Origin of the sequence: Dechloromonas denitrificans, from assembly GCF_020510685.1 — a bacterium.
In the GTDB taxonomy this organism is placed as follows: Bacteria; Pseudomonadota; Gammaproteobacteria; order Burkholderiales; family Rhodocyclaceae; genus Azonexus; species Azonexus denitrificans_A.
Window position 1 is genome coordinate 2940866 of the sequence record NZ_CP075185.1, and the last position, 23445, is coordinate 2964310.

General features: G+C 65.1%; 11 protein-coding genes. 5 read left to right on the top strand and 6 right to left on the bottom strand.

The window, feature by feature from the left end:
• The first annotated feature begins 4 nt into the window (after positions 1–4).
• Genes KI611_RS14060 through KI611_RS14070 form a run of 3 tightly spaced genes read left to right on the top strand, consistent with a single transcriptional unit; the run spans position 5 to position 9354 of the window.
• Entirely contained in the window at positions 5–1090 is a 1086-nt protein-coding gene (locus tag KI611_RS14060; protein ID WP_226416280.1) for a two-component system response regulator, read from the top strand.
• 39 nt (positions 1091–1129) lie between these two features.
• Complete coding sequence (locus tag KI611_RS14065; protein ID WP_226416281.1) at positions 1130–4585, top strand: PAS domain-containing hybrid sensor histidine kinase/response regulator; 3456 nt, start codon at positions 1130–1132, stop codon at positions 4583–4585.
• Positions 4582–9354 carry a PAS domain-containing protein gene (locus tag KI611_RS14070; RefSeq protein ID WP_226416282.1) on the top strand — a complete coding sequence of 1591 codons (4773 nt, stop codon included), beginning with the start codon at positions 4582–4584 and terminating at the stop codon, positions 9352–9354. The genes KI611_RS14065 and KI611_RS14070 overlap by 4 nt, the downstream gene beginning before the upstream one ends.
• On the opposite strand, the gene KI611_RS14075 is transcribed toward KI611_RS14070, so the two are convergent.
• From KI611_RS14075 to KI611_RS14100, 6 genes are all read right to left on the bottom strand, one after another.
• Positions 9344–10213 (bottom strand): response regulator, encoded by an 870-nt coding sequence (locus KI611_RS14075; protein ID WP_264179985.1) that lies wholly within the window; start codon positions 10211–10213, stop codon positions 9344–9346. The genes KI611_RS14070 and KI611_RS14075 overlap by 11 nt on opposite strands.
• 122 nt (positions 10214–10335) lie before the next feature.
• Positions 10336–10734, bottom strand: a complete 399-nt coding sequence (locus tag KI611_RS14080) for a hypothetical protein (protein ID WP_226416283.1) — start codon at positions 10732–10734, stop codon at positions 10336–10338.
• Positions 10735–10766: 32 nt separating this feature from the next.
• Positions 10767–12020 carry a TIGR03862 family flavoprotein gene (locus tag KI611_RS14085; RefSeq protein ID WP_226416284.1) on the bottom strand — a complete coding sequence of 418 codons (1254 nt, stop codon included), beginning with the start codon at positions 12018–12020 and terminating at the stop codon, positions 10767–10769.
• Positions 12017–12973: a transglutaminase family protein gene (locus KI611_RS14090; protein ID WP_226416285.1), complete on the bottom strand. Its 957-nt coding sequence runs from the start codon at positions 12971–12973 to the stop codon at positions 12017–12019. Before KI611_RS14090 ends, KI611_RS14085 begins: the two co-directional genes overlap by 4 nt.
• Before the next feature lie 2 nt (positions 12974–12975).
• Positions 12976–15495 (bottom strand): circularly permuted type 2 ATP-grasp protein, encoded by a 2520-nt coding sequence (locus KI611_RS14095; RefSeq protein WP_226416286.1) that lies wholly within the window; start codon positions 15493–15495, stop codon positions 12976–12978.
• An 80-nt stretch (positions 15496–15575) separates the two neighbouring features.
• Positions 15576–18929, bottom strand: coding sequence for a DUF2126 domain-containing protein (locus KI611_RS14100; RefSeq protein ID WP_226416287.1), 3354 nt, complete (start codon positions 18927–18929; stop codon positions 15576–15578).
• A gap of 196 nt (positions 18930–19125) precedes the next feature.
• Between KI611_RS14100 and KI611_RS14105 the strand changes: the two genes are divergently transcribed.
• Complete coding sequence (locus KI611_RS14105) at positions 19126–22512, top strand: ATP-binding protein (RefSeq protein WP_226416288.1); 3387 nt, start codon at positions 19126–19128, stop codon at positions 22510–22512.
• A complete protein-coding gene (locus tag KI611_RS14110) occupies positions 22499–23425 on the top strand; it encodes a response regulator transcription factor (protein ID WP_226416289.1) in 927 nt (308 codons plus the stop codon). The genes KI611_RS14105 and KI611_RS14110 overlap by 14 nt, the downstream gene beginning before the upstream one ends.
• The last annotated feature ends 20 nt before the right edge of the window (positions 23426–23445 follow it).

Sequence of the window (23445 nt, forward strand, 5' to 3'; positions counted from 1 at the left end):
CAAAATGGCAGACAATCAAGCGACGATCCTGATCGTCGATGACACACCGGAAAATCTCAGCGTGCTCGGCGAGCTCCTGCAACGCAGTTATCGCGTCCGCGCTGCCAATTCCGGCCGGCGCGCCCTGCAGATCGTGCGCAGCACCCCGACCCCGGATCTCATCCTGCTCGACGTGATGATGCCGGAAATGGACGGCTACGATGTACTCGCCGAACTGCGCGCCGACCCGGCAACGCGCCATATTCCAGTGATTTTCGTCACCGCCATGGACGGCACGGAAGATGAGGAACACGGACTGGACTGCGGCGCCGTCGATTACATCACCAAGCCGATCCGGCCGGCCATCGTCCAGGCCCGCATCCGCACCCAGCTCGAACTGAAACGGGCGCGCGACATTCTCAGCGACCAGAACAACTATCTCGAAGCCGAAGTCGCACGCCGGATGTCGGAAAACCAGCTGATCCAGCAGGTCAGCATCCACGCCCTGGCCCGCCTGGCCGAAACCCGCGACCCGGAAACCGGCAACCATCTGCGGCGCACTCAGGAATACGTTCGGACGCTGGCTGTCGCACTGAAATCCCATCCCCGTTTTGCCGCTTTCCTCGATGACCGGACGGTCGATGCCCTGGCCAAATCGGCCCCCTTGCACGACATTGGCAAAGTCGGCATCCCCGACCACATTCTGCTCAAGCCGGACAAACTGACCGCCGAGGAATGGGTGATCATGAAAACCCATGCCGAATTAGGCAGCAAGGCCATCGCCCAAGCCGAAGCGGATGCCGAAAAGCCGGTGGAGTTTCTCCGGCTGGCCAAGGAAATCGCCCATTACCATCACGAAAAATGGGATGGCAGCGGCTACCCGGCCGGTCTGGCCGGCGATCTGATCCCGATCTCCGCCCGCCTGATGGCACTCGCCGATGTATTCGACGCCCTGATCTGCAAGCGCGTCTACAAACCCGCCTTCACCTTCGAGAATGCCCGCCAGATCATTGTCGAGGGCAGCGGCAGGCATTTCGACCCGGATATCGTCGACTGCTTCGTCGGCGAATACGAAACCTTCCGCCGCATTGCCGCGACCTATGCCGAGTAGGCGGTGGCCGACCGGCAACCGCGAGGAAGGCGCTCGAGCTTGAAAAATACCGATTCAGCGCACAAGAACCTGGCGCAGGGCATCATGCTGGTGGTTGTTCCCTATGCCGTGCTGGCATCGCTGTGGATACTGATTTCCGAACCGCTGATCGCCTACCTCTTCCCGGAGCAGCTTGCCCAGAGCATGGCCAGCATCGTCAAGGGGTGGCTATTCGTTGCGGTCACCGCGATCCTTCTAGGCCTCCTGCTCCGCCGCCTGATCCGCAAGATCGAACAGCGCCAGTTAGCCGAGCGTAAAGCCTGGGCGGCCGCCGATCAGGCCGTCAATCAACTGGCCAAGGAACGCCTCCAGTTGCGCTCCCTGCTCGATGCCATACCCGATCTGATCTGGCTGAAGGATCCGAACGGGGTTTACCTGCGCTGCAACAAACGCTTCGAGGATCTTTACGGAGCCAGCGAGCAAAACCTGCGCGGGCAAACCGATTACGATTTTGTCGACCGCGAACTGGCCGAGTTTTTTCGCGAAAACGACCGTGCCGCACTGCTCGCCAATGGCCCGCGCAGCAACGAGGAGTGGCTGATTTTCGCCAACGATGGCCACCGCGAACGGGTGCTGACGACCAAGGCCCCGATGTACGACAGCACCGGGCAGCTGATCGGCGTGCTCGGTATTGGCCGCGACATCACCAAGATGCACGACCTGCAGGAACGTTTCAGGGTCGCGTTCAACGCCAGCCCGGCCTCCATTTCGCTGACCACCGTAGACGACGGCATCTTCCTCGACGTAAATCCGCGCTATGCCGAGATGCTCGGCTGGTCGAAAGAAGAACTGCTCGGACACAGCGCGCTCGATTTCAATCTCTGGTCGTCCACCGCCTCCCGCCATGACTGGAAAACCCAGCTCAAGGAAAGCGGCCGGCTGCGCGATTTCCAGACCGTCTGGCATCAGCGTAACGGCAACCCGATCCATGTCAGCATTTCGGCCGAAATCATCAGCCTGAGCGACCAGCCCTATGTGCTGGCCTTCATTCTCGACGTTTCCGAACGCAAGCTGGCGGAAGAAGCCATATTCCAGCTCCAGGAACGGGTCGCCGTGGCTTTCCGCGCCGCGCCGGTGGCCGCCTGCATTACCCGGGTAGCCGACGGCCGGATCATCGACGTCAATCAGCGCCTGCTCAGCGAGTACCAGTGGACGCGCCGCGAACTGATCGGCAAGACCACCATTGAAGCCGGCCTGTGGAAAGCCGAAGATCGCGCCCGGATGCTCGACATTTTCCATCGTGACGGCTATGTCATCGACTTCGACAGCATCGCCACCGGCCGCGATGGCCGGCCGCGCCGGATCAGCCTGTCGGCGGCCAAGATCGATGTCGACGGCGAAGCGCATATCGTCGTCTATATCATCGATGTTTCCGAACGGCGGGCGGCGGAAGAAGCGCTGCGCGAGCGCACCGAGATCTATCAGAGCATCGTTGCCCAGGCCAATGACGGGATCTGCCTGATCGACCCGAAGAATCTGCAGTTCGTCGAGATCAACGATGCCGTGATCAACAATCTCGGCTACACGCGCGAAGAATTCGCCGGCCTCACCCTGGCCGATCTGCAGATGGATATGAGCGCGAGCGAATTGCAGCAGCTGCTGGCCGACATCGTCCGGGACGGCAAAGCGGTTTTCGAGCAGCATCACCGACGCAAGGATGGCAGCCGGCAAATTGCCCGGATCGCCGCCGCTACCATCACCCTCAGTCGCGGCACCATGGTCAGCGCCATCTGGCAGGACATCACCGAACAGAAAAAAGCCAGCATCGAACTGGAACGCTACCGTCACCACCTGGAAGAAGTGGTCGGCGAACGCACCGCCCAGCTGGCCAGCGCCAAGGAAGTGGCCGAACAGGCCAGTCGTGCGAAAAGCGTCTTCCTGGCCAACATGAGTCACGAAATCCGCACCCCGATGAATGCCATCATCGGCCTCAACCACCTGGTCGAACGCAATACGGCCGACCCTGAGCAACGCGAACGGCTGCACAAGGTGGCTGATGCCGCACATCACCTGCTTTCGATCATCAACCAGATTCTCGATATTTCGAAAATCGAAGCCGGCAAGCTCGAACTCGAACCAACCGACTTCCTGCTCAGCCGGGTCCTCGACAACACCAGCATCCTGATCCTCGACCGCCTGCGCTCGCACGGCCTCGCCTTCCATACCGAAATCGATCCGGCCCTGCCGCCGGTCCTGCACGGCGATCCGCTGCGCATCGGCCAGATCCTGCTCAACTATCTCTCCAATGCGGTCAAGTTCACCGAGCGCGGCAGCATCTCGATCACCGTCACGCTGATTGCCGAAAATGCCGGCGAATTGCTCGTCCGCTTTGCCGTCACCGACACCGGGATCGGCATTCCGGCCGAGCAGCAGGCACGCATTTTCGATGCCTTCGAGCAGGTGGACAGCACGACGACCCGGCGCTTTGGCGGCACCGGCCTCGGCCTGGCCATCGCCCGCCGGCTGGCCCTGCTGATGGGCGGCGACAGCGGCCTGAACAGCCAGCCCGGCCAGGGCAGCACATTCTGGTTCTCGGCCCGCCTACAGCGCGGCACGGCGACCAGCGCCGAGACCGCCCTGCCGCTGCTGCCGGACGAAGCCGAGCATCTGCTGGCCAGCCGCTACCATCAGGCGCGGATCCTGCTGGTCGAGGACAACACCATCAACCAGGAAGTCGCCCTCGACCTGCTGCGTTACGTCGGGCTGCAGGCCGACCTTGCCGAGGACGGCGAACAAGCGGTCAAAATGGCGGCGCAACAGCGCTACGACCTGATCCTGATGGATATGCAGATGCCGATCATGGACGGCCTCGCCGCCACCCGGCTCATCCGCCAAAGCGACAGCGGCCGCACCCTGCCGATCCTGGCGATGACCGCCAATGCCTTCAGCGAGGATGGTCAGCGCTGCCTCGATGCCGGCATGAACGATCATGTCGCCAAGCCGGTCGATCCCTACAATCTCTACGCCACGCTGATCAAGTGGCTGCCCCTGCCCCTGCCCGACGCCCCGACCGCTGCCGCGCCACCGAGTCCGCCAGCGGCTGCCGCCATAGCGGAGCCCGACCCGGAACCGGAGTTCCTTCGGGCTCTCGCCGCCATCCCGGGCCTCGACTGCAACGCCGGCCTGCGCTCCGTGCGGGGCCGTTCAGCCAGCTACCGGCGGCTGCTCCGGACTTTTCTCAAGCAGCATGCCAACGACGACCAGGCCATCGTCCGCGCCCTCGACGACGGGCGGCGCAATGACGCCCTGCATCTGGCGCACGCCCTCAAGGGGGCGGCCGGAACAATGGGACTGACCGGCATTCATCGCAGCGCCATTGCGCTCAACGAGGCGCTCCGCGAATCGGCCGACGCCGCCGCCCTACCGGCTCTCCTGGCGGCTCTCGCCAGCGACATGCACAGCACGCTCGCGGCCTTGCGCAAGCTCCTCGAAGCCACACCACTCGACCCATCATGACCGCCCTGCCGACGACCGCCCTCTCCGCCATCATGACCCGCGACGTCCATTGCGTCGCCGCCGGCACCACTTTCCAGGAAGCCGCCTGGCTGATGGCCAGTCAGCGGATTTCCTGCCTGCTGGTCGGCGAGGCCGGACAAGCGATCGGCATCGTCACCGAAAGCAACATCCTGCGCGCCATGAATGCGCGCCTGTCGCCGGCCACCCCGGTCGATGCCCTGATGACCCGGCCGCTGATCACCGCGCCGCCCGAACTTGATCTGCTCAGCGCCCGGCAGCTCGTCGAAACGCACGGCATACGGCATCTTGTCGTGGTCGATGGCGCGGGCACGACGGTCGGCATCGTCAGCGAAACCGATTTTCGGCTGGCGCTCGGCACCGTCATTTTCAGCCATCTGCGCACGCTGTCCGGGGTCATGGAACGGGAAATCCCGCATCTGCCACCGAGCGCCCGACTCGACGAAGCGACGGCCCGCATGCTCGAGTTCAAGGCCGACTACCTGATCGTCACCGAAAACGGTAAGGCGCTCGGCATCCTCACCGAACGCGACATTCCACGCCTGCTCAGAGACCATCCGCAGCCGCACGACATCCCGCTCAGCATCGCGATGAGCACACCGGTGCACGGCATCGGTCTCGACCAGTCGGTGACCGCCGCGCTCGACGCGATGAGCCGCCAACATCTGCGCCACATGGCCGTGGTCGATGAGGCCGGCTTCATTCTCGGCGTCGTCAGCCAACGGCGCCTGTTCGAACAGCTCGCCCAGCATCAATTCGAGGCGGCGTTGCATCAGGCCCAGCAGGAAGGTGACCGCCTGCGCCTGGAAGCCCACCTGCAACTGGCGCTCGCCGCGGCCGGCGCCGGCAGTTGGGAATACCAGCATGGCCGCGACCATCACCTGCTCAGCGACAGCCTGCTCGCCCTGCTCGGCTGGACCCCTGCCGATGCGCCGCGCAGCCGGGCCGATTGGCTGGCCCGCGTGCATCCGGACGACGCGCCAGCGGTCATGGCGATGATCGAGGGCATCACCAAGAGCCAAGCGGCCAGCCACCTGATCGAATACCGCCTCCGGCACAGTGCCGGCCATTGGCTGTGGGTCGAGGATCGCGGCTGTGTCATCGAGCGCACCCTGGACGGCAGCCCGACACTGACCGCCGGCATTCTGACCGACATTTCGGCGCGGCGCGCCGAGCGGGCCGCCATCGAGTCCGAGCGCAACCGGCTGAGCACGGTCTTGCAAACGCTGCCCGACATGGTCTGGCTGAAGGATCCGCAGGGCGTTTACCTCGAATGCAATGCGCAGGCGGCGCGCCTGTTCGGCATCCCGCCGGCCGCGGTCATCGGCAAAACCGACCGCGACCTGCTCGCCCCCGAGATCGCCAGTTTCCTGCGCCAAGAAGATCTGGTCAGCATCGAACGGGGCGGCCCGCACCAGATTGAAGAATGCCTGCAATTTCCCGACGACCATGTCGAAAAGCACGAAACGACGAAGACCCCGGTTTATCACGCGGATGGCAGCCTGCTCGGGGTACTCGGCATCGCCCACAATGTCACCGAGCGCGAGGCCAACCGCGAGCGGATCGCCAGCCAGAACCGCGCCCTGCAATTGATGAACGGCGTTGCCCAGACCCTGGTCCGCCACACCGACGAAGCGGCCATGTTGACTGAAATCTGCATGATTGCCGTCGATATCGGGGGCTACCGCCTGGCCTGGGTCGCCGAGGCCATCCACGATGCGGCAAAACGCATCGTACCGGTCGCCGAATCGGGTTTTGGCGAAGGTTATCTCGAACAGCTCGACATCAGTTGGGCCGATGCCCCGAATGGTCAGGGCCCAACCGGCCGCGCCATTCGCACCGGCGTACCGGCCATCGCCCGCGATATCACCCGCGACCCGGCCTTTGCTCCCTGGCGCGGCGCGGCGCTCGCCCTTGGCTACCAGTCATCGGCCGCGCTGCCGCTGCGCGTTCAGGGCAAAGTCATCGGCGCGCTGAATCTGTATGCGGCCGAAGCGGATGCCTTCGGCGACGACGAAGTGGCATTGCTCGACAATCTGGCCGGCGAACTCGGCCTCGGCCTGAGCATGTTGCGCTCGCAGCAAGCCCTCGCCCGCAGCGAAACCAGCCTGCGCCAGGCGCAGCGGCTGGCCCGCGTCGGGCATTTCGATTACGACCCGGTGACCGCTCGGTGGACCGGGTCGCCGATGATCGACGAGATCTTCGGCATCGACGAGCATTACCCGCACACCGGAAAGAGCTGGCTCGCCCTGATCCATCCCGAAGACCAAATGCGCATGGCGGCCAACCTCAAGGAACAGATCGCCAGCCAGCAACTGGCCTTCGACAACGAATACCGCGTCGTCCGCCACAGCGACGGCCAGATGCTCTGGGTACACAGCATCGGCGAGTTGCAGACTGATGACCGGGGCGAGATAACCAGGATGTTCGGCACCATCCAGGACATCAGCGAACGCAAGGCGCTCGAGGAGCGTCTGCGCCACAACGAAGCCAACCTGCAGGAAGCCCAGCGCATCGCCGGCCTCGGCAGCTGGAATCACGACCTGAAAACCAACCGCATTACCGGCAGCGACGAAACCTATCGCATCCTCGGACTGAACAGCCCGACGGAACTGAGCCGCGCGCAACTGTTTGCACTGATCCATCCGGACGACCGCAGCGGCGCGCTGGAAAACTGGTTCAACGGGATCGCCGGCGCGCTGCAGCGAAACGAACCGGAATTTCGCATCAGCGGCCCAACGCCGCGCTGGCTGCGGGCCCGCGCCAAGGTGATCGAGGACGCCGAAGGGCGGCCGGTTGCCATCATCGGCACCCTGCAGGACGTCACCGAGAAAAAACGGACCGACGCCGAGCTCGAACGGCACCGCCTGCATCTTGAAAGCATCGTCGCCGAACGCACCGTCCAGCTCAGCCAAGCGAAGGAGGATGCCGAACTGGCCAGCCGTTCAAAGAGCGCATTCCTGGCCAACATGAGCCACGAAATCCGCACGCCGATGAACGCCATCATGGGTCTGACCCATCTCGCCCTGCGCGATCCGGAGATTTCAGCGGAGCAGCACGAACGGCTGGACAAGGTAGCGAATGCCGCCCAGCACCTGCTGGCGATCATCAACGACATTCTCGACTTCTCGAAAATCGAGGCCGGCAAGCTGCTCCTCGAAAATACCGACTTTGCGCTTGGCCACGTGCTGTCCACCGTCTGCGGCCAGATCGCCGAACGGGCCGACGCCAAGCGACTCCCGGTCAGCTACGAGATCGACCCGCAGCTGCCGGCCCTGTTGCGCGGCGATCCATTGCGCATCCAGCAGGTCCTGCACAATTTTCTCGCCAACGCCGTCAAGTTCACCGACCGGGGCAGCATCCGCCTCGCCGCCCACCTGCTCCGCCAGGATCAGGACGGCCTGCTCGTCCGCTTTGCGGTGCACGACACCGGCATCGGCATGACGCCCGAGGTGGGCTCCCGGCTGTTCGCACCGTTCGAGCAAGCCGACACCTCGACTACCCGGCGCTATGGCGGCACCGGGCTGGGGCTGGCGATCAGCAGCCGGCTGGCCGCGGCGATGGGCGGCGAGATCAATGCCGAAAGCACACCCGGCGTCGGCAGCACCTTCTGGTTCACCGCCCGCCTCGCCCCGGCCCGCTACAGCAGCCAGACGCCCCCCGGCGAGAACGGCCTGACGCCGGCCAGCCGGTTCCCGGCCGGCACGCACATCCTGCTTGCCGAGGACAACGCACTCGACCAGAACGGCGCGACCGACCACCTGCTGCGCGCCGCCGGCCTGGCCGTCGACGTCGCCCACAACGGCAAGGAAGCGGTCAGCCTGGCTGCCTGTCGACATTACGATGTGGTCCTACTGGATATCGAAATGCCACTGCTCGACGGCCTCGAGGCGACCCGGCAGATTCGCGCCCTGCCCGGCTGGGCCAACGTGCCGATCCTCGCGATGTCGACCGGGGTCTTCGCCGAAGACCGCGACCGCTGCCTGATGGCCGGGATGAACGACCACGTCGCCAAACCGGTCGTTCCCGAATTGCTGTTCGCCACGCTGAGCCGCTGGCTGCCCGCCGCGTCCCGGCGGGATGGCGCGCCGCTTGCCGCCGCAGCGCCCGACGACCAGGCGCTGCGCGCCCAGCTGGCCGACATTCCGGGCCTCGACAGTCGGCTCGGCCTGCTCTCGGTCCGCGGGCGACTGAACAGTTATAGCCGCCTGCTCACCAAGTTCGCCAGCAACCATGCTGGCGACTTCGCACAGATCCGCCAGCAACTCGCCGTCGGCCAAAGCGAGGAAGCCCGCCGTCTGGCCCATTCGATGAAAGGTGCGGCCGGCACCCTCGGTGCCGTGGCGGTGCAGCGATCAGCCGCGGCGCTGGACAGCGCGATCAAGGAAAACCAGCCGCCGGCCGTCATCGAACCGCTGATTGAGGAGACAGCACAGGCCTATGCCGAACTCTGTCGTCACCTGGCCGAATTACCGGCTGCCGCACCGCCTGGCCCGCCCAGCATCAGCCCGGAAGCTTGCGCCGAACTGCTCGACGAATTGCGTCGCCTGCTCGATGAAGGCGACGTCAGTTGCCAGGAGCTCGTTCGCCTCCAGACGGCCTGCTTGCGCAGCGCGCTTGGCGCCGATTTTCCGGTTTTTGAACGGATGGTAGCGAGCTTCGATTTCGAAGCGGCGCTGCAACTGATTGAGCAGTCTGCCGAGCGCAGCCGCGAGGCCGCGGCCCTACAGCCACAGCCGGTTACAAGCTGATCGCCGCCTCGACCTCGTTACCACAACCGTGGTATTCGAGGCGGTCGAAACTGATCATTCTGGACATGGCGATACCCCGGCCGTGCGTGTCGAAGGCGCGCTCCGGGCTCATTTCCAGGTAACCCAGCCAGTTGAAGCCGGCACCCTGATCGCGAATACGGAAAATCAGTTCGCCGGCACTGCGCCGGATCTCGACTTCGGCCCGCCGCGCGGCGAACTCCGGCCTCGCCAGACGACTGGCTATTTCATCGGGCAGCCGGTCGGCTTCGATCAGCGCCGATTTCTGCTGGTAACCGATGGCCAGATTGCCATGCTCGATGGCATTGAGCATCAATTCGGAAAGACCGAGCACCACGCGCCCCGGTTCGGGGGCGGCATTGGCCAGCAAGGTCGCCAGACTGCGCGCCTCGTCCGGCGTCCGATAGACGAAACGCGCCTCGGCCAGGCAGCCAAGCGTTCGCCCCTGGCGCTTGACCTCGTCTTCGAGTTCCTTGTGGCCGCGAAAATCGCGCGTTGCCGCGGCAACGATGGCGAGCAGCGTATCGGCCGAAAACGGTTTGGTCAGGTAGTAATAGGCCCCGGCCCGCAGCCCCTCGAGGACCTCGGCATCGGCCGTCATGGCGGTCTGCATGATCACCGGCACATGCATCATGTCCGAGCGCATCTTGACCCGCCGGAGGATTTCGATGCCGTCCATGTCCGGCATCATGCGATCGAGCAGGATCGCGTCAAAGCGATCCGGTGTCGCATCGATCAGGGTCCACGCCGCCTGCCCCGAATCGGCCTCGATCACCTGATATCCCTCAACGCTCAGATTCTCGGCCAGGATCTCGCGACCGACCGGTTCATCATCGACCACCAATATGCAAATATTCCCCAAAGCCGCCTCCCCCTGGCTGATCCCTGCCTGCACGGTACCCGTGACGAGTTGCAAGACTAGCGGAAAACGGCTTCAAAAACATGTGCTTTGGCGTTGATTTGCTAGCTCGATTTGATAGTTGGAATGATGGACTCAGCGTGAAACCGAACGGCAAGAGTTGGGCTGTTGAGGATGAAATGCTTTGTAATCCGATGCACACCATCAAGAATCCAGCGCTTATCTTGAGCAAGCAGCACATCGATGGGGTATTGCAGTTCAATCTGCTGTAGCCGTTGGTGTTGATAAACGGAGACACTTGGGTCACGGATAACGTCCATCGGGCAAATATCGAATAGCAAGCCGTGCTTCGGTACCGAAGACCACAGCGGCAGTTCCAATAAATACGCGAACTCAGTGAATGGAAGCAGGACAACATCGGCCTCGAGTGCCCAAACCTTTCGGACGTCCCAATTAAACGGAAGGATGTGGTCTTTAAGGATTTCGGGAACGATTTTTGGCATGGGTCAGGGACTTACGACAGCTTCCAGTCCGCTCAAAGAGATGTGCTTTGTTGGCCCAGCCATTTTGCCGCCCCGGCGCCGGCCACCCGGCCACTGGCGAAACATGCAGTCAGCAGGTAACCACCGGTTGGCGCCTCCCAGTCGAGCATTTCGCCGGCGCAGAAGACCCCGGGCAGATTTTTCAGCATCAGCGCCTCGTCGAGTCCGGCGAAGCTGACGCCGCCGGCCGTACTGATCGCTTCGTCGAGCGGTCGCGGCGCCGTTACCGGCACGGCCAAGGCCTTGATCGCCGCGGCCAGGCTGGCCGGGGCATTCAAGGTTTCGACGGGCAGCAGTTCGCGCAACAGACCGGCCTTGACGCCGTCGATGCCGACCCGGCGGCGCAGGTGATTGGCCAGCGAATCGCGGCCGCGCGGCTGGGCCAGTTCGGCGGTCAGCCGTTCGAGGCTGCGCCCCGGGGCCAGATCGAGACGCAGCGCCGCCTGGCCATCGTCCGCCAAGGCGTCGCGCAGCGGCGCCGACAGGGCGTAAATCAGGCCGCCTTCGATGCCGCTGGCGGTGATGTTGAACTCCCCCTGCTGGCGGCGTTCGCCGAGCGCTGCGACGACCGGCTTGACCGGCTGGCCGGCGAAGCGCTCACGGAAATGGGCACTCCACGCGACATCGAAACCGCAATTGGCCGGTTTGAGCGGCGCGATCTCGACCCCGCGCCCGGCCAGCAGCGGCACCCAGGCGCCATCCGAACCGAGCCGCGCCCAGCTGCCGCCACCGAGCGCCAGAATCACGGCATCGGCGGCCAGCGTGACTTCCTCGTCAGGCGTTGCCAACCGCAGCGCACCGCTTGCCGTCCAGCCGAGCCAGCGCTGGCGGACATGGAAGCGCACACCCTGCCCGCGCAGCCGGTGCAGCCAGGCGCGCAGCAGCGGCGCGGCTTTCATTTCGGTCGGAAAAACGCGGCCGGAACTACCGACGAAGGATTGGACGCCGAGCCCGTGCATCCAGTCGCGCAGCGCTTCCGGCCCGAAGGCGTCGAGCAGGCGGGCGATTTCCGGGGCGCGCGCGCCATAGCGGGCGACGAAGGCCGGGCGGGGTTCGCTGTGGGTGATGTTCATGCCGCCCTTGCCGGCCATCAGGAACTTGCGGCCGAACGACGGCATGGCGTCGAAGACATCGATTTCGAGCCGATTGGCGGCCCCCGGCCGGAGGTCTTGCTGGCCGACGGCAAGCTGCTCGGCGGCCATCAGCCCGGCCGGCCCGCCGCCGATGATGGCGACCCGCCGGGTCATGACTCGGCCGGGCCGGCTGGCGCCTTGGCGAGCAGCCCGGCGGGAATCTCTTCCTCGTCGAGCGGCACCACCGTTACCGCCACTTCCGGCTCGGTGCCGCCACCGCCAAGGATGATGCCGCGCAACGGCGAAATGTCGGAAAAATCGCGGCCGATGGCCACCGTGATGTGTTCGGTATCGGGCAACAGGTTGTTGGTCGGATCGAAATCGACCCAGTCGTTGTCGCTTCCCGGGGCATAGACCGAAACCCAGGCGTGCGAGGCATCGGCGCCGATCAGCCGGGGTTTGCCGGGTGGCGGGCGGGTCAGCAGATAGCCGCTGACATAGCGCGCCGACAGGCCGATGGCGCGCAGGCAGGCGATCATCAGGTGGGCAAAGTCCTGGCAGACGCCGCGCTTGTTTTCCAGCACTTCGAGCACCGGCGTCGACACCGTCGTCGCTTCCGGATCGAACTTGAATTCCCGGAAAATCTTCGCCATCAGCGCCTCGGTACCGACCAGGATCGGCGTTTCGGGCGGGAAGCAGTCGGCGGCGTAGTCGGCCAGTTCATGCTTGATCCGGACGTGCGGGCTTTCGAACAGGAAACGCGCGGCATCGAGGTCGGCCGGCCGCGGCGCCGAGGAATCGTAGGCGAGATGATCGCGCACCGCCTCCCAGGGCGGCGACTTCTCGATCGCTGCAGGCAGGTGCGGCGTGATGGCGATGGTCATCTTGGAGCGGATGACCAGCGCCTGGTGCGGCGCGTGGAAGGCGATCCAGGTTGCCGGATTGCCGAAGGCATCCTGCCCGTCGCGCCGCCAGCTCGGCACCGGCTCGATGTCGACGCGCTGCTCCTCGATCTGCTGCCAGGCCAGGATGCGCGGCGACAGGTGCAGTTGCTGCTGCGACAGCGAGACCGGACTGCCGTAGTCGTAGCGGGTTTCGTGCAGGACGTGGTAACGGACGGGGGGCATGCTCAGAGCGCCATCGTTTGCCGGCTGACATCGCCGACATGGGTGAAATAGCGCCGGCCGAGCCAGTCGGAAAGCTGGATCGCCGCGACGTTCAATTGATCGAGCAGCGCCGCCAGGTCGACGCAGGCCGAACAGCCATGACAGTCGGCGAACTGGAGGTGTTCCAGTCTGGCCAGATCGAACTGCTGCAGGCGTTCCAGCACTTCCGGCAGCTTGCCGTCGAAGGTCGCGCCCAGTTCGCGCGCCATCCGGTCGAGATAGCGACCGAGGACGCTGGCCTCGGAAATCACGCCATGCGGATTGCTGTCGTCGAAAACCAGCAGGTCGATGACCGGCAACAGTTCCGGCTGGCGCGAATAGCGCGAGCGGTAGGTGATGATCGAATCGGCCAGTTCGAGCAGCCATTCCAGACAACCCGGCCCGCGCGCCGACTCCATGCGCAGGAAGGCGGCGATGGCCCGCGAGAAGAAGGACAGCCGTTCCAGACGGCGACCGATGATCAGGAAACGCCAGCCGTCGTCGCGCGTCATGTTGTCCATCGCGAAACCCGTCAGCGAGGACGAAACGCCCAGCACGCGATCGAGAAAGGCGATCGCCTCGGTCAACGACAGGTGATTCTTCTGCGCTGCCTGCTGCTCGCGCTGCAGGCGGTTCAGCGAATGCCAGTGATCGAGCGACAGACGCTCGCGGACATGGGTCGCCGACCACATCAGATTGCGGATGGTACCGGCCAGGCTGCCCGGCTGGGCCGGGTCATAGATCGCCTCGAGCAGGACGTGTTCGCCGCCCTCCTTGCTTTCGTCATCCTCTTCCGGGCGCGGCACGATATGCAGCAGTTCGGCCAGCTCCATCGACGAGGCGACGGCCGGGGTCTTTTCGCCGCCGGCTTCGACGAGGCGACTGAGGGTGACGCGCAGGACGCGGGCGCTGTCGTCGAAACGCTCCGAGTAACGGCCGAGCCAGAACAGGTTTTCGACGACGCGCGAGGTCAGGTTGGCGCCGGAACGGACCAGATCGCGCACGCCGACCGACGGCTTGAGCATGCTGAACTCGCTGACCGGGCCGTTGGTCAGCACCCAGGCATCCTTCGACGAACCGCCGCGCTGCATCGAGATGATCCGGGCCGTGGCACCGGTCGGCACACGCGCCAGGCCGCCTGGCATCACCGAGTAGCCATCCGGCGTGGACACCGCATAGACGCGCAGACCGACCGGCCTGGCGAGCAGGCGTCGTTCGTGGGAGCGGCTCCAGGTCGGGGCCTGCGACAGTTCGACCATTTCCTGGGCGACGTAGGCATGCGGCCGGGCTTCGATCCGGCGCAGCATTTCGGCGCGCGCCTCGCCCTTCAATTCGAAACCGAACACCGGGTCCATGCGCTGCGTCGGGTAGGCCGGCTTGATCACCAGATCGTCGAAATTCTCGCGCACGTACTCGAGGGCCGGCTTTTCGCCGCACCACCAGGTGGCGACCGACGGCATGGCCAGCTTTTCGCCGAGCAGATGCCGGCAAATGGCGGGCAGGAAGCCCATCAGCGCGCCGGAGGCGAGCAGGCCGCTGCCCAGCGCATTGGCGATGACCACCCGGCCGGCCCGCGCCACGTTGATCAGGCCCGGGATGCCGAGCGCCGAATCGCCGCGCAATTCGAGCGGATCGCAATAATCGTCGTCCTGCCGGCGCAGGATGACATGCACCCGTTTCAGGCCGCGCAGGGTTTTCAGATAGACGGTGTCGCCGCGCACCGTCAGGTCCTGCCCCTCGACCAGCGGGAAGCCGAGGTAACGGGCCAGATAGGCGTGTTCGAAATAGGTTTCGTTGTACGGACCGGGCGTCAGCAGCACGATATGCGGCTGCTCATCGCCGTCGACCGGTGCCAGCGCGGCCAGCCCGTCGAGGTGGTCGCGGAAGAAGTCGGCGAGATGCTCAACATGCAGGTCGCGGAACATTTCCGGAAAAACGCGCGAGACGACCAGCCGGTTTTCCAGCGCATAGCCGGCCCCGGATGGCGCCTGCGTGCGATCGGCGATGACCCACCAGCGACCGTTCGGGGCGCGCGCCAGATCGACCGCGTAATTGTGCAGCCAGACGCCGCCCGGCGGCTTGATGCCGCGACAGGGCCAGAGATAGCCGTGCTGGCCATAGACCAGGGCCGGCGGCAGCAAGCCTTCGGCGAGCAAGGTCTGGTCGCCGTAGAGATCGGCGAGGATGGCGTTGAACAGTTTCGCCCGCTGGGCGACCGCCGCCGATACGCGGGCCCATTCGTCGGGCGGAATGATCAGGGGCAGCGGGTCGAGCGCCCACGGCCGGTCCGAACCGCTGGGATCGGCGTACACGTTGTAGGTGACGCCGTTTTCCTGGATCCGCCGGTCGACGAATGCCAGGCGCCGATGCATCTCCTCCGGCGCAATCGAATCGAGGTGAATGAAAAATTGCCGCCAGTGCGGCCGCACGGCACCATCCGCCGTCAACATTTCGTCGTAACGGCGGGCGTTTTGCGGATAGATTGCGAGGAGTGTGCGGGCCATTCAGCCAGTCATGAAATGCGCGGGGGCCGTCACCGGCCCTCTGTTGCGGCCAGGTCAGCCGCGGCTCGCATTTTCGGGGATTAGAATCGGCGCAAGTCTAGCGTAAACGGGTGCTCGGCTGTGATCTCCGCGCCCCCGACCTGCATCTTGCCCGGCGTATGCCCGAAGCGGAAGAAGCGCGCCAGACGCCGGCTTTCGGCCTCGAAGGCATTGACCGGGAAGGTGTCGAAGCTGCGCCCGCCGGGATGGGCGACGTGGTACTGGCAACCGCCCAGCGAACGCTGCATCCAGGTATCGACCAGATCGAAGACCAATGGCGCATCGACCCCGATGGTCGGATGCAGGCAGGACGGCGGCTGCCAGGCCCGGTAGCGGACGCCGGCGACGAATTCGCCGTTGGTGCCGGTGTTCTGCAACGGAATGGGAATGCCATTGCAGGTCAGCACGTAGCGGTCCGGCGCCATGCCCTTGATCTTGACCTGGACTCGCTCGACCGAGGAATCGACGTAGCGCACCGCGCCGCCGGCCGAACCTTCTTCGCCCATGACATGCCAGGGTTCGAGGGCGTGGCGCAGTTCGAATTCCATGCCCTTGACGGCGAAATCGCCGTATTTCGGGAAGCGGAACTCGAAATGGGCGGCAAACCATTCGGCCTTGAACGGGAAGCCGGCCATCTGCATTTCTTCCATGACGTCGCGGAAATCCTGCTCGGCGTAGAACGGCAGCATGAAGCGGTCGTGCAGCTCGGTGCCCCAGCGGGTCAGCCGGGCCGGCTCGTAAGGTTGTTCCCAGAAGCGGGCGATCATGGCGCGCAGCAGCAGTTGCTGGGTCAGCGACATGCGGGCATGCGGCGGCATTTCGAAGGCGCGCAGTTCGAGCAGGCCGAGGCGGCCGGTCGGGCCGTCCGGCGAGTACAGCTTGTCGATGCAGAACTCGGAGCGGTGGGTGTTGCCGGACACATCGGTGAGCAGATTGCGGAGGATGCGGTCGACCAGCCAGGGCGGCACATCTTCGCCCGGTTTGGGCATCTGGCTGAAGGCGATTTCCAGTTCGTAGAGGCTGTCGTTGCGCGCCTCATCGACGCGCGGCGCCTGGCTGGTCGGCCCGATGAACAGGCCAGAGAACAGGTAGGACAGGCTGGGATGGTTGTGCCAGTAGGCGATCAGGCTCTTCAACAGATCCGGCCGGCGGAGGAAGGGGGAATCGTTCGGCGTCGCGCCGCCGAGCACGAAGTGATTGCCGCCGCCAGTGCCGGTGTGGCGGCCGTCGACCATGAATTTCTCGGTGGTCAGGCGGGTCAGATGAGCCGCCTCGTAGAGGTGGGTGGTCTGTTCGACCAGTTGGTCCCAGCTCTTTGCCGGGTGAATGTTCACTTCGATCACGCCGGGATCGGGGGTGACGCGGAAATGGGTCAGGCGCGGGTCGCCGGGCGGCTCGTAGCCTTCCATGACGACCGGCATCTGCATTTCTTCGGCCGTCGCTTCGACGGCGGCGACCAGTTCCAGATAGTCGTCGAGCTTCTCGGTCGGCGGCATGAAGATGTAGAGCCTGCCGTCGCGCGCCTCGGCGCACATCGCCAGGCGGGTGATCCAGCCGGCCGACTCCTTGAAGCCGGGCACCGTCTCGGGCGCCTTGGCCGTGCCGCGGCCAGTGATCGCCAGGTAATCGGCGCCCGCGCCGCTCGCCTCGGCCAGGCCGGTCGCCGCCGGGCGTCGCGGCTGGGCAAACTGCCGGCGGATTTCGGCATGGCTGCGCAGCGGTGGCATCGGCTGCGACTGGTCGGGCGGATTGACGTAGGGGTAGTCGCTCTTCGCCGCCCACGGCTGCGAATCGATCGGCAGGCGGTAGCCCATCGCCGAATCGCCGGGGAACAGGTAGCAGCGCTCGGCGCGCAGGAACCACGGCCCGCTCTGCCACTGGCCCCACTCGTTCTTCATCACCGGCAGCACGTGGCCGACGGCATGGGCCAGGCCCTGGGTGAACACCTTCATCAGGCGCTCGCGTTCCAACTCGTCGTCAAGCCGCGCATCGAAGGGATCGACATTGCCCGGCAGGCGGCGCTCGCGCCACAGGTAGTAGAAGGCATCCTCGAAAGCCGGGAAGACGTATTGGGCGTCGAGCGCCAGCTTCTCGGCAATGCGCTGCATGAAGCGGGCGGAATGTTCGCCGGTGGCACCGTAATCGCGCTTTTCGTCGGCGTACAGCGCCGGGTCATGCCAGATCGGCTCGCCATCCTTGCGCCAGAAGCAGTTCAGCGACCAGCGCGGCAGCTGTTCGCCGGGATACCACTTGCCCTGACCGAAGTGCATCAGGCCGTTCGGCGCATATTTTTCGCGCAGCCGGTGGAACAGTTCGGCGGCCAGCAGACGCTTGGTCGGGCCGAGGGCGGCGGTATTCCATTCGGCGCCGTCCGGGTCGTCGACCGCGACGAAGGTCGGCTCGCCGCCCTGGGTCAGGCGAACATCGAGCTCGCCCAGGGTGCCGTCGATCTGGTGACCGAGGCTTTCGATCTCGACCCACTGTTCGTCGGTATAAGGCTTGGTGACGCGCGGTGCCTCCCAGATGCGGGTCACTTCCATCTGATGGAAGAATTCCGTCTCGCATTCGTCTATGCCGCCGCTGACCGGCGCGGCGGACGATGGCTCGGGCGTGCAGGCGAGCGGGATATGGCCTTCGCCGGCGAACAGGCCGGAGGTCGGATCGAGGCCGATCCAGCCGGCGCCCGGCAGATAGACTTCGGTCCAGGCGTGCAGGTCGGTGAAATCCTTTTCCGGGCCGGACGGGCCGTCGAGCGATTTGACGTCGGCCGTCAGCTGGATCAGATAGCCGGAGACGAAGCGCGCCGCCAGGCCGAGGTGGCGGAGGATCTGGACGAGCAGCCAAGCCGAGTCGCGGCAGGAACCGGAGCGCTTGCTCAACGACTCTTCCGGCGTCTGGACGCCCGGCTCCATCCGGATGGTGTAGCCGATATCCTTCTGCACCCGGGCATTGAGGGCGACCAGGAAATCGACGCTGCGCAGCGCTTCGCGCGAAATGCCGTCGAGGTATTTCTGGAACAGCGGCGTCGCCGGCAGCTTGTGCAGATAAGGCGTCAGCTCGTGGCGCTCCCAGTCTTCATAGGCGAAGGGAATTTTCTCGGCGTGCGGTTCGAGGAAGAAATCGAAAGGATTGATGACCGACATTTCGGCCACCAGATCGACCTCGACGCGGAATTCGCGGGTCTTTTCCGGGAACACCAGGCGGGCCAGGTAGTTGCCCTGCGGGTCCTGCTGCCAGTTGATGAAGTGTTTCTCCGGCCCGATCTTCAGCGAGTAGGACAGGATGCGCGTCCGGGAATGCGGACAGGGCCGCAGGCGGATGACTTGCGGCCCGAGATTGACCAGGCGGTCGTAGGAGTAATGAGTGACGTGATTTAGTGCGACGTGAATGGACACGGGCGTGCTCCGTACGAATTGGTTGCAAGGCTTTAAGCAAGACACGAACCAGCTTCTAAGCCACTGTTTTATTTCAAGCCGGATTCGACAATGCACCGTGCCAAGGCTTCGAATCGGGCAGCACGCACCAAACAAGGGCGCAAAACCCGAAAATCCGCGCCCCAAAGCAGGGCATGGAACATGCTTCACCCCTGTCATGAATCACTCTGCCCCCTCGCCCACCCAGCGCGTCATCAAAATCCGCCGCGACTACAACACCTGGGTCGCCAACGAGACGCTCGAAGACTACGCCCTGCGCTTCACGCCGCGCAGTTTCCGCAAATGGTCGGAACTGCGCGTCGCCAATACCGCCTTCGGCGCGGCCTCCTTCCTGGTCCTCGAAGCGGTCGGCGCGACCATGCTGGTCAATGCCGGCTTCATCAATGCCTTCTGGGCCATCCTGGCGACCGGCCTGATCATCTTCCTGATCGGCCTGCCGATCAGCCACTCGGCGGCCAAGTACGGCCTCGACATGGATCTGCTGACGCGCGGCGCCGGCTTCGGCTATATCGGCTCGACCATCACCTCGCTGATCTACGCCTCGTTCACCTTCATCTTCTTCGCGCTGGAAGCCGCCATCATGGCCTATGCGCTGGAACTCGCCTTCCGCATTCCGCCGGCCTGGGGCTATCTGATCTGCGCGCTGGTCGTCATTCCGCTGGTCACCCACGGCGTCACCGCGATCAGCAAGCTGCAGGCGTGGACGCAACCGCTCTGGCTGTTCCTGCTGGTCCTGCCCTACGCCTTCGTCTTCATCGACGAACCCGAAGCCCTGGCCGGCCTGTGGCAATACGCCGGCCAGCATGGCGACGGCCTCGGCTTCAACCCGCACCTGTTCGGCGCGGCGCTGACCGTCGGCATCGCCATGGTCACCCAGATGGGCGAACAGGTCGATTACCTGCGCTTCATGCCGGAAAAAACTGCGGCCAATCGGCGGCGCTGGTGGTTTGGCGTCATCGTCGGCGGGCCGGGCTGGGTCGTCCCCGGCATCCTGAAAATGCTCGGCGGCGCCCTGCTCGCCTGGCTGGCGCTGCGCAACGCGGTACCGGCCGACAAGGCGGTGGACCCCAACCAGATGTATCTGATCGGCTTCTCGCACGTCTTCGACAACACCACGCTGGCGATCGCCGCCACCGCGCTGTTCGTCGTCGTTTCGCAATTGAAGATCAACGTCACCAATGCCTACGCCGGCTCGCTGGCCTGGTCGAATTTCTTCTCCCGGCTGACCCACAGCCATCCGGGGCGGGTCGTCTGGGTCGTCTTCAACACGCTGATCGCGCTGTTGCTGATGGAACTCGACGTCTTCAAGGCACTCGGCCAGGTCCTCGGGCTGTATTCCAACATCGCCATTTCGTGGATGGCGGCGGTCGTTGCCGACCTCGTCATCAACAAGCCGCTCGGCCTGTCGCCGCCGGGCCTCGAATTCAAGCGCAGCAATCTCTACGACGTCAATCCGGTCGGCGTCGGCGCCATGGGCATCGCCTCGCTGCTTTCCATTGCCGCCTTCGTCGGCCTGCTCGGGCCGGACATCCAGCCCTTCGCCTCGTTCGTCGCGCTGGGCAGTGCGCTGCTCGTCTCGCCGCTGATCGCCTGGGCGACCGGCGGCCGCTATTACCTCGCCCGGCCGGCCGTTAAGCCCGCCGCACACAGCCAGAAATGCGCCATTTGCGAACGCGATTACGAAGGCGAGGACATGGCGCACTGCCCGGCCTACCAGGGGCCGATCTGCTCGCTGTGCTGCTCGCTCGATGCGCGCTGCCACGACCTGTGCAAGCCGCAGGCCAGCCTCGCCGCGCAGTGGAACGCCGTGCTGCGCCGCCTGCTGCCGGCCGCCGCCCGGCCCTACCTGGAAACCGGACTCGGCCATTACCTGCTGCTGATGAGCGGCATCGTGCCGGTGCTGGCGCTGGTCCTCGGCGTGCTGTACACCCACGAACTGCTCGCCCTCGGGCCGGAGCAGAAAGTGCTGATCGGCGCGCTGCAGGACAGTTTCATCAAGGCCTTCGCGGCACTGTTGCTGCTCTCCGGCGTCGGCGCCTGGTGGATGGTGCTGACCCAGCAAAGCCGGCAAGTGGCGCAGGAGGAATCGAACCGCCAGACGCAGTTGCTGATGCAGGAAATCGAGTCGCACCAGCGCACCGACAGCGCGCTGCAGAAGGCCCGGCAGATCGCCGAGCAAGCCAACCAGGCGAAGAGCCGCTACATCACGGCGATCAGCCACGAACTGCGGACGCCGCTGAACAGCATTCTCGGCTATGCGCAGATTCTCGATGCCGACGAAAGCGTGCCGCCCAACCGCAAACAGGCGGTCAGCGTCATCCGCAAATCGGGCGACCACCTGCTGTCGGTGATCGAGGGCACCCTCGACATCGCCCGCATCGAGGGCGGCAAGCTGTCGCTCGACGTCCGGGCGATGGACTTCCCCGACTTCATGCAGCAGATCGTCGGCATGTTCGAGCTGCAGGCCCGCAACAAGGGCCTCTCCTTCGACTATCAGCCGGCCGGCGAACTGCCCGCCGTGGTCCGGGCCGACGAAAGGCGGCTGCGCCAGATCCTGATCAACGTGCTCGGCAATGCCATCAAATTCACCGGCCGCGGCGGCGTCAGCTTCAAGGTCGAATGCCGGCGCGACATGGCCATCTTCGACATCCGCGACAGCGGCCCGGGCATTCCGACCGCCGAGCTGGAGCGCATTTTCGAGCCGTTCGTCCGCGGCAGCACGGCCCAGGCCGGCGGCAGCGGCGTCGGCCTGACCATCGCCCGCATGCTGACCGACCTGATGGGCGGCGAGATGCAGGTGTCGAGCACCGTCGGCGACGGCACGCTGTTCCGCATCCGGCTGTTCCTGCCGCAGGTCCATTCCGCCCAGGCGGCGCGCGAACTGCCGCGCCTCAACCGCATCGGTTATGTCGGCGTGCGCCGGCGCATCCTGGTCGTCGACAACGAAAAGGTCGACCGCGAGCTGCTGCAGAACGTGCTCGAACCACTCGGCTTCGTCGTCGAGCAGGCGGCCAGCGGCTACGAGGCCCTGCTGGCCGTTCCGCGCGGCGCGCCGCACCTGATTTTCATGGATCTCGGCATGCCCGGCATCGACGGCTGGGAAACCATCCGCCGCATTCGCCAGCAAGGACTGAGCGCCGCCCCCATCGCCATTCTCTCGGCCAATGCCTTCGACAAGGGACTGGACAACGATGTCGGCATCGGGCCGGAGGATTTCATCGTCAAGCCGCTGCGGGTGAACGACTTGCTGGCCTGGATCGGCCGCAAGCTGGAACTGGAATGGGTGACCGCCGATGCCCCGGTCGTTCCGCCGCCACCCAGCGAACCGCCGCCGCTGATTGCGCCGGACGACGACCATCTGGCGGCGCTCGACGAGGTCATCGGCCTCGGCTACCTGCGCGGCATGCTGAACAAGCTGGCCGAAATCGAAAAGATCGACCCGCGGCATGGCGAATTTGTCCGGGTGCTGCGCGATCTGGCGCGACAATTCCAGTTCGATGCGATGAAGGAAATTCTCAGGAAAATGCGTGATGCCAGCCGTTGATCGAAATATCTCCGACATCGTCCTGATCGTCGACGACGTGCCGGAAAACCTGGCGCTGCTCCACGATGCGCTGGACGAAGCCGGCCATACCGTGCTCGTCGCCACCAATGGCGAATCGGCGCTGCAGCGCGCCCGCCAGAGCCTGCCCGACGTCATCCTGCTTGACGCGCTGATGCCGGGCATGGACGGTTTCGAGGTGGCGCGCCGGCTGAAAGCCGATTTCTCGACCCAACACATCCCGGTCATTTTCATGACCGGCCTGACCGAAACCGAACATGTCGTCGCCGCCTTTGCCGCCGGCGGCGCCGATTACGTGACCAAGCCGATCCGCCCGCCGGAAGTGCTGGCGCGCATCGCCGCCCATATCCAGAACGCCCGGCAGATGCGCCAGGCGCGTACGGCGCTCGATGCCTTCGGCCAGGCGACGGTCGCCGTGCGTGCCGCCGACGGGCGGCTGGTCTGGCAGACGCCGCTGGCCCGCAAGCTGCTCAACGACTACTTCGCCAATCCGGAAGAAATCGCCCCCGACGAACTACTCGGCTGGATCGCCGATGCCCACCGGGCGCGCCGCGACAACCGCGAACCGGCGGCGCTGCTGGTCGCCGACGGCAGCCGGCGCCTGCTCGCCTCCTTCCACGACCAGACCGGCGACGACGAATGGCTGGTCGTGCTGCGCGAGGAAAACGACGCCTCGGCCATCGAATCGCTGATCGCCGCCTTCCGCCTCACCCAGCGCGAAGCCGAAGTGCTCTACTGGGTGGTCCAGGGCAAGACCAGCAACGACATCGGCGACATCCTCGGCAACAGCCCGCGGACGGTGAACAAGCACCTCGAGCACGTGTTCGAAAAGCTCGGCGTCGAAACCCGCACGGCGGCGGCCAATCTGGCGATGAGCAAGATGCGCGGAGCGTAGGGGCGGCGCCAAATAGCCGG

Coding starts and splice junctions, on each gene's coding strand:
- KI611_RS14060 (WP_226416280.1), top strand. CDS start 5: ATGGCAGACAATCAAGCGACGATCCTGATCGTCGATGACACACCGGAA.
- KI611_RS14070 (WP_226416282.1), top strand. CDS start 4,582: ATGACCGCCCTGCCGACGACCGCCCTCTCCGCCATCATGACCCGCGAC.
- KI611_RS14080 (WP_226416283.1), bottom strand. CDS start 10,734: ATGCCAAAAATCGTTCCCGAAATCCTTAAAGACCACATCCTTCCGTTT.
- KI611_RS14085 (WP_226416284.1), bottom strand. CDS start 12,020: ATGACCCGGCGGGTCGCCATCATCGGCGGCGGGCCGGCCGGGCTGATG.
- KI611_RS14090 (WP_226416285.1), bottom strand. CDS start 12,973: ATGCCCCCCGTCCGTTACCACGTCCTGCACGAAACCCGCTACGACTAC.
- KI611_RS14095 (WP_226416286.1), bottom strand. CDS start 15,495: ATGGCCCGCACACTCCTCGCAATCTATCCGCAAAACGCCCGCCGTTAC.
- KI611_RS14105 (WP_226416288.1), top strand. CDS start 19,126: ATGAATCACTCTGCCCCCTCGCCCACCCAGCGCGTCATCAAAATCCGC.
- KI611_RS14110 (WP_226416289.1), top strand. CDS start 22,499: ATGCCAGCCGTTGATCGAAATATCTCCGACATCGTCCTGATCGTCGAC.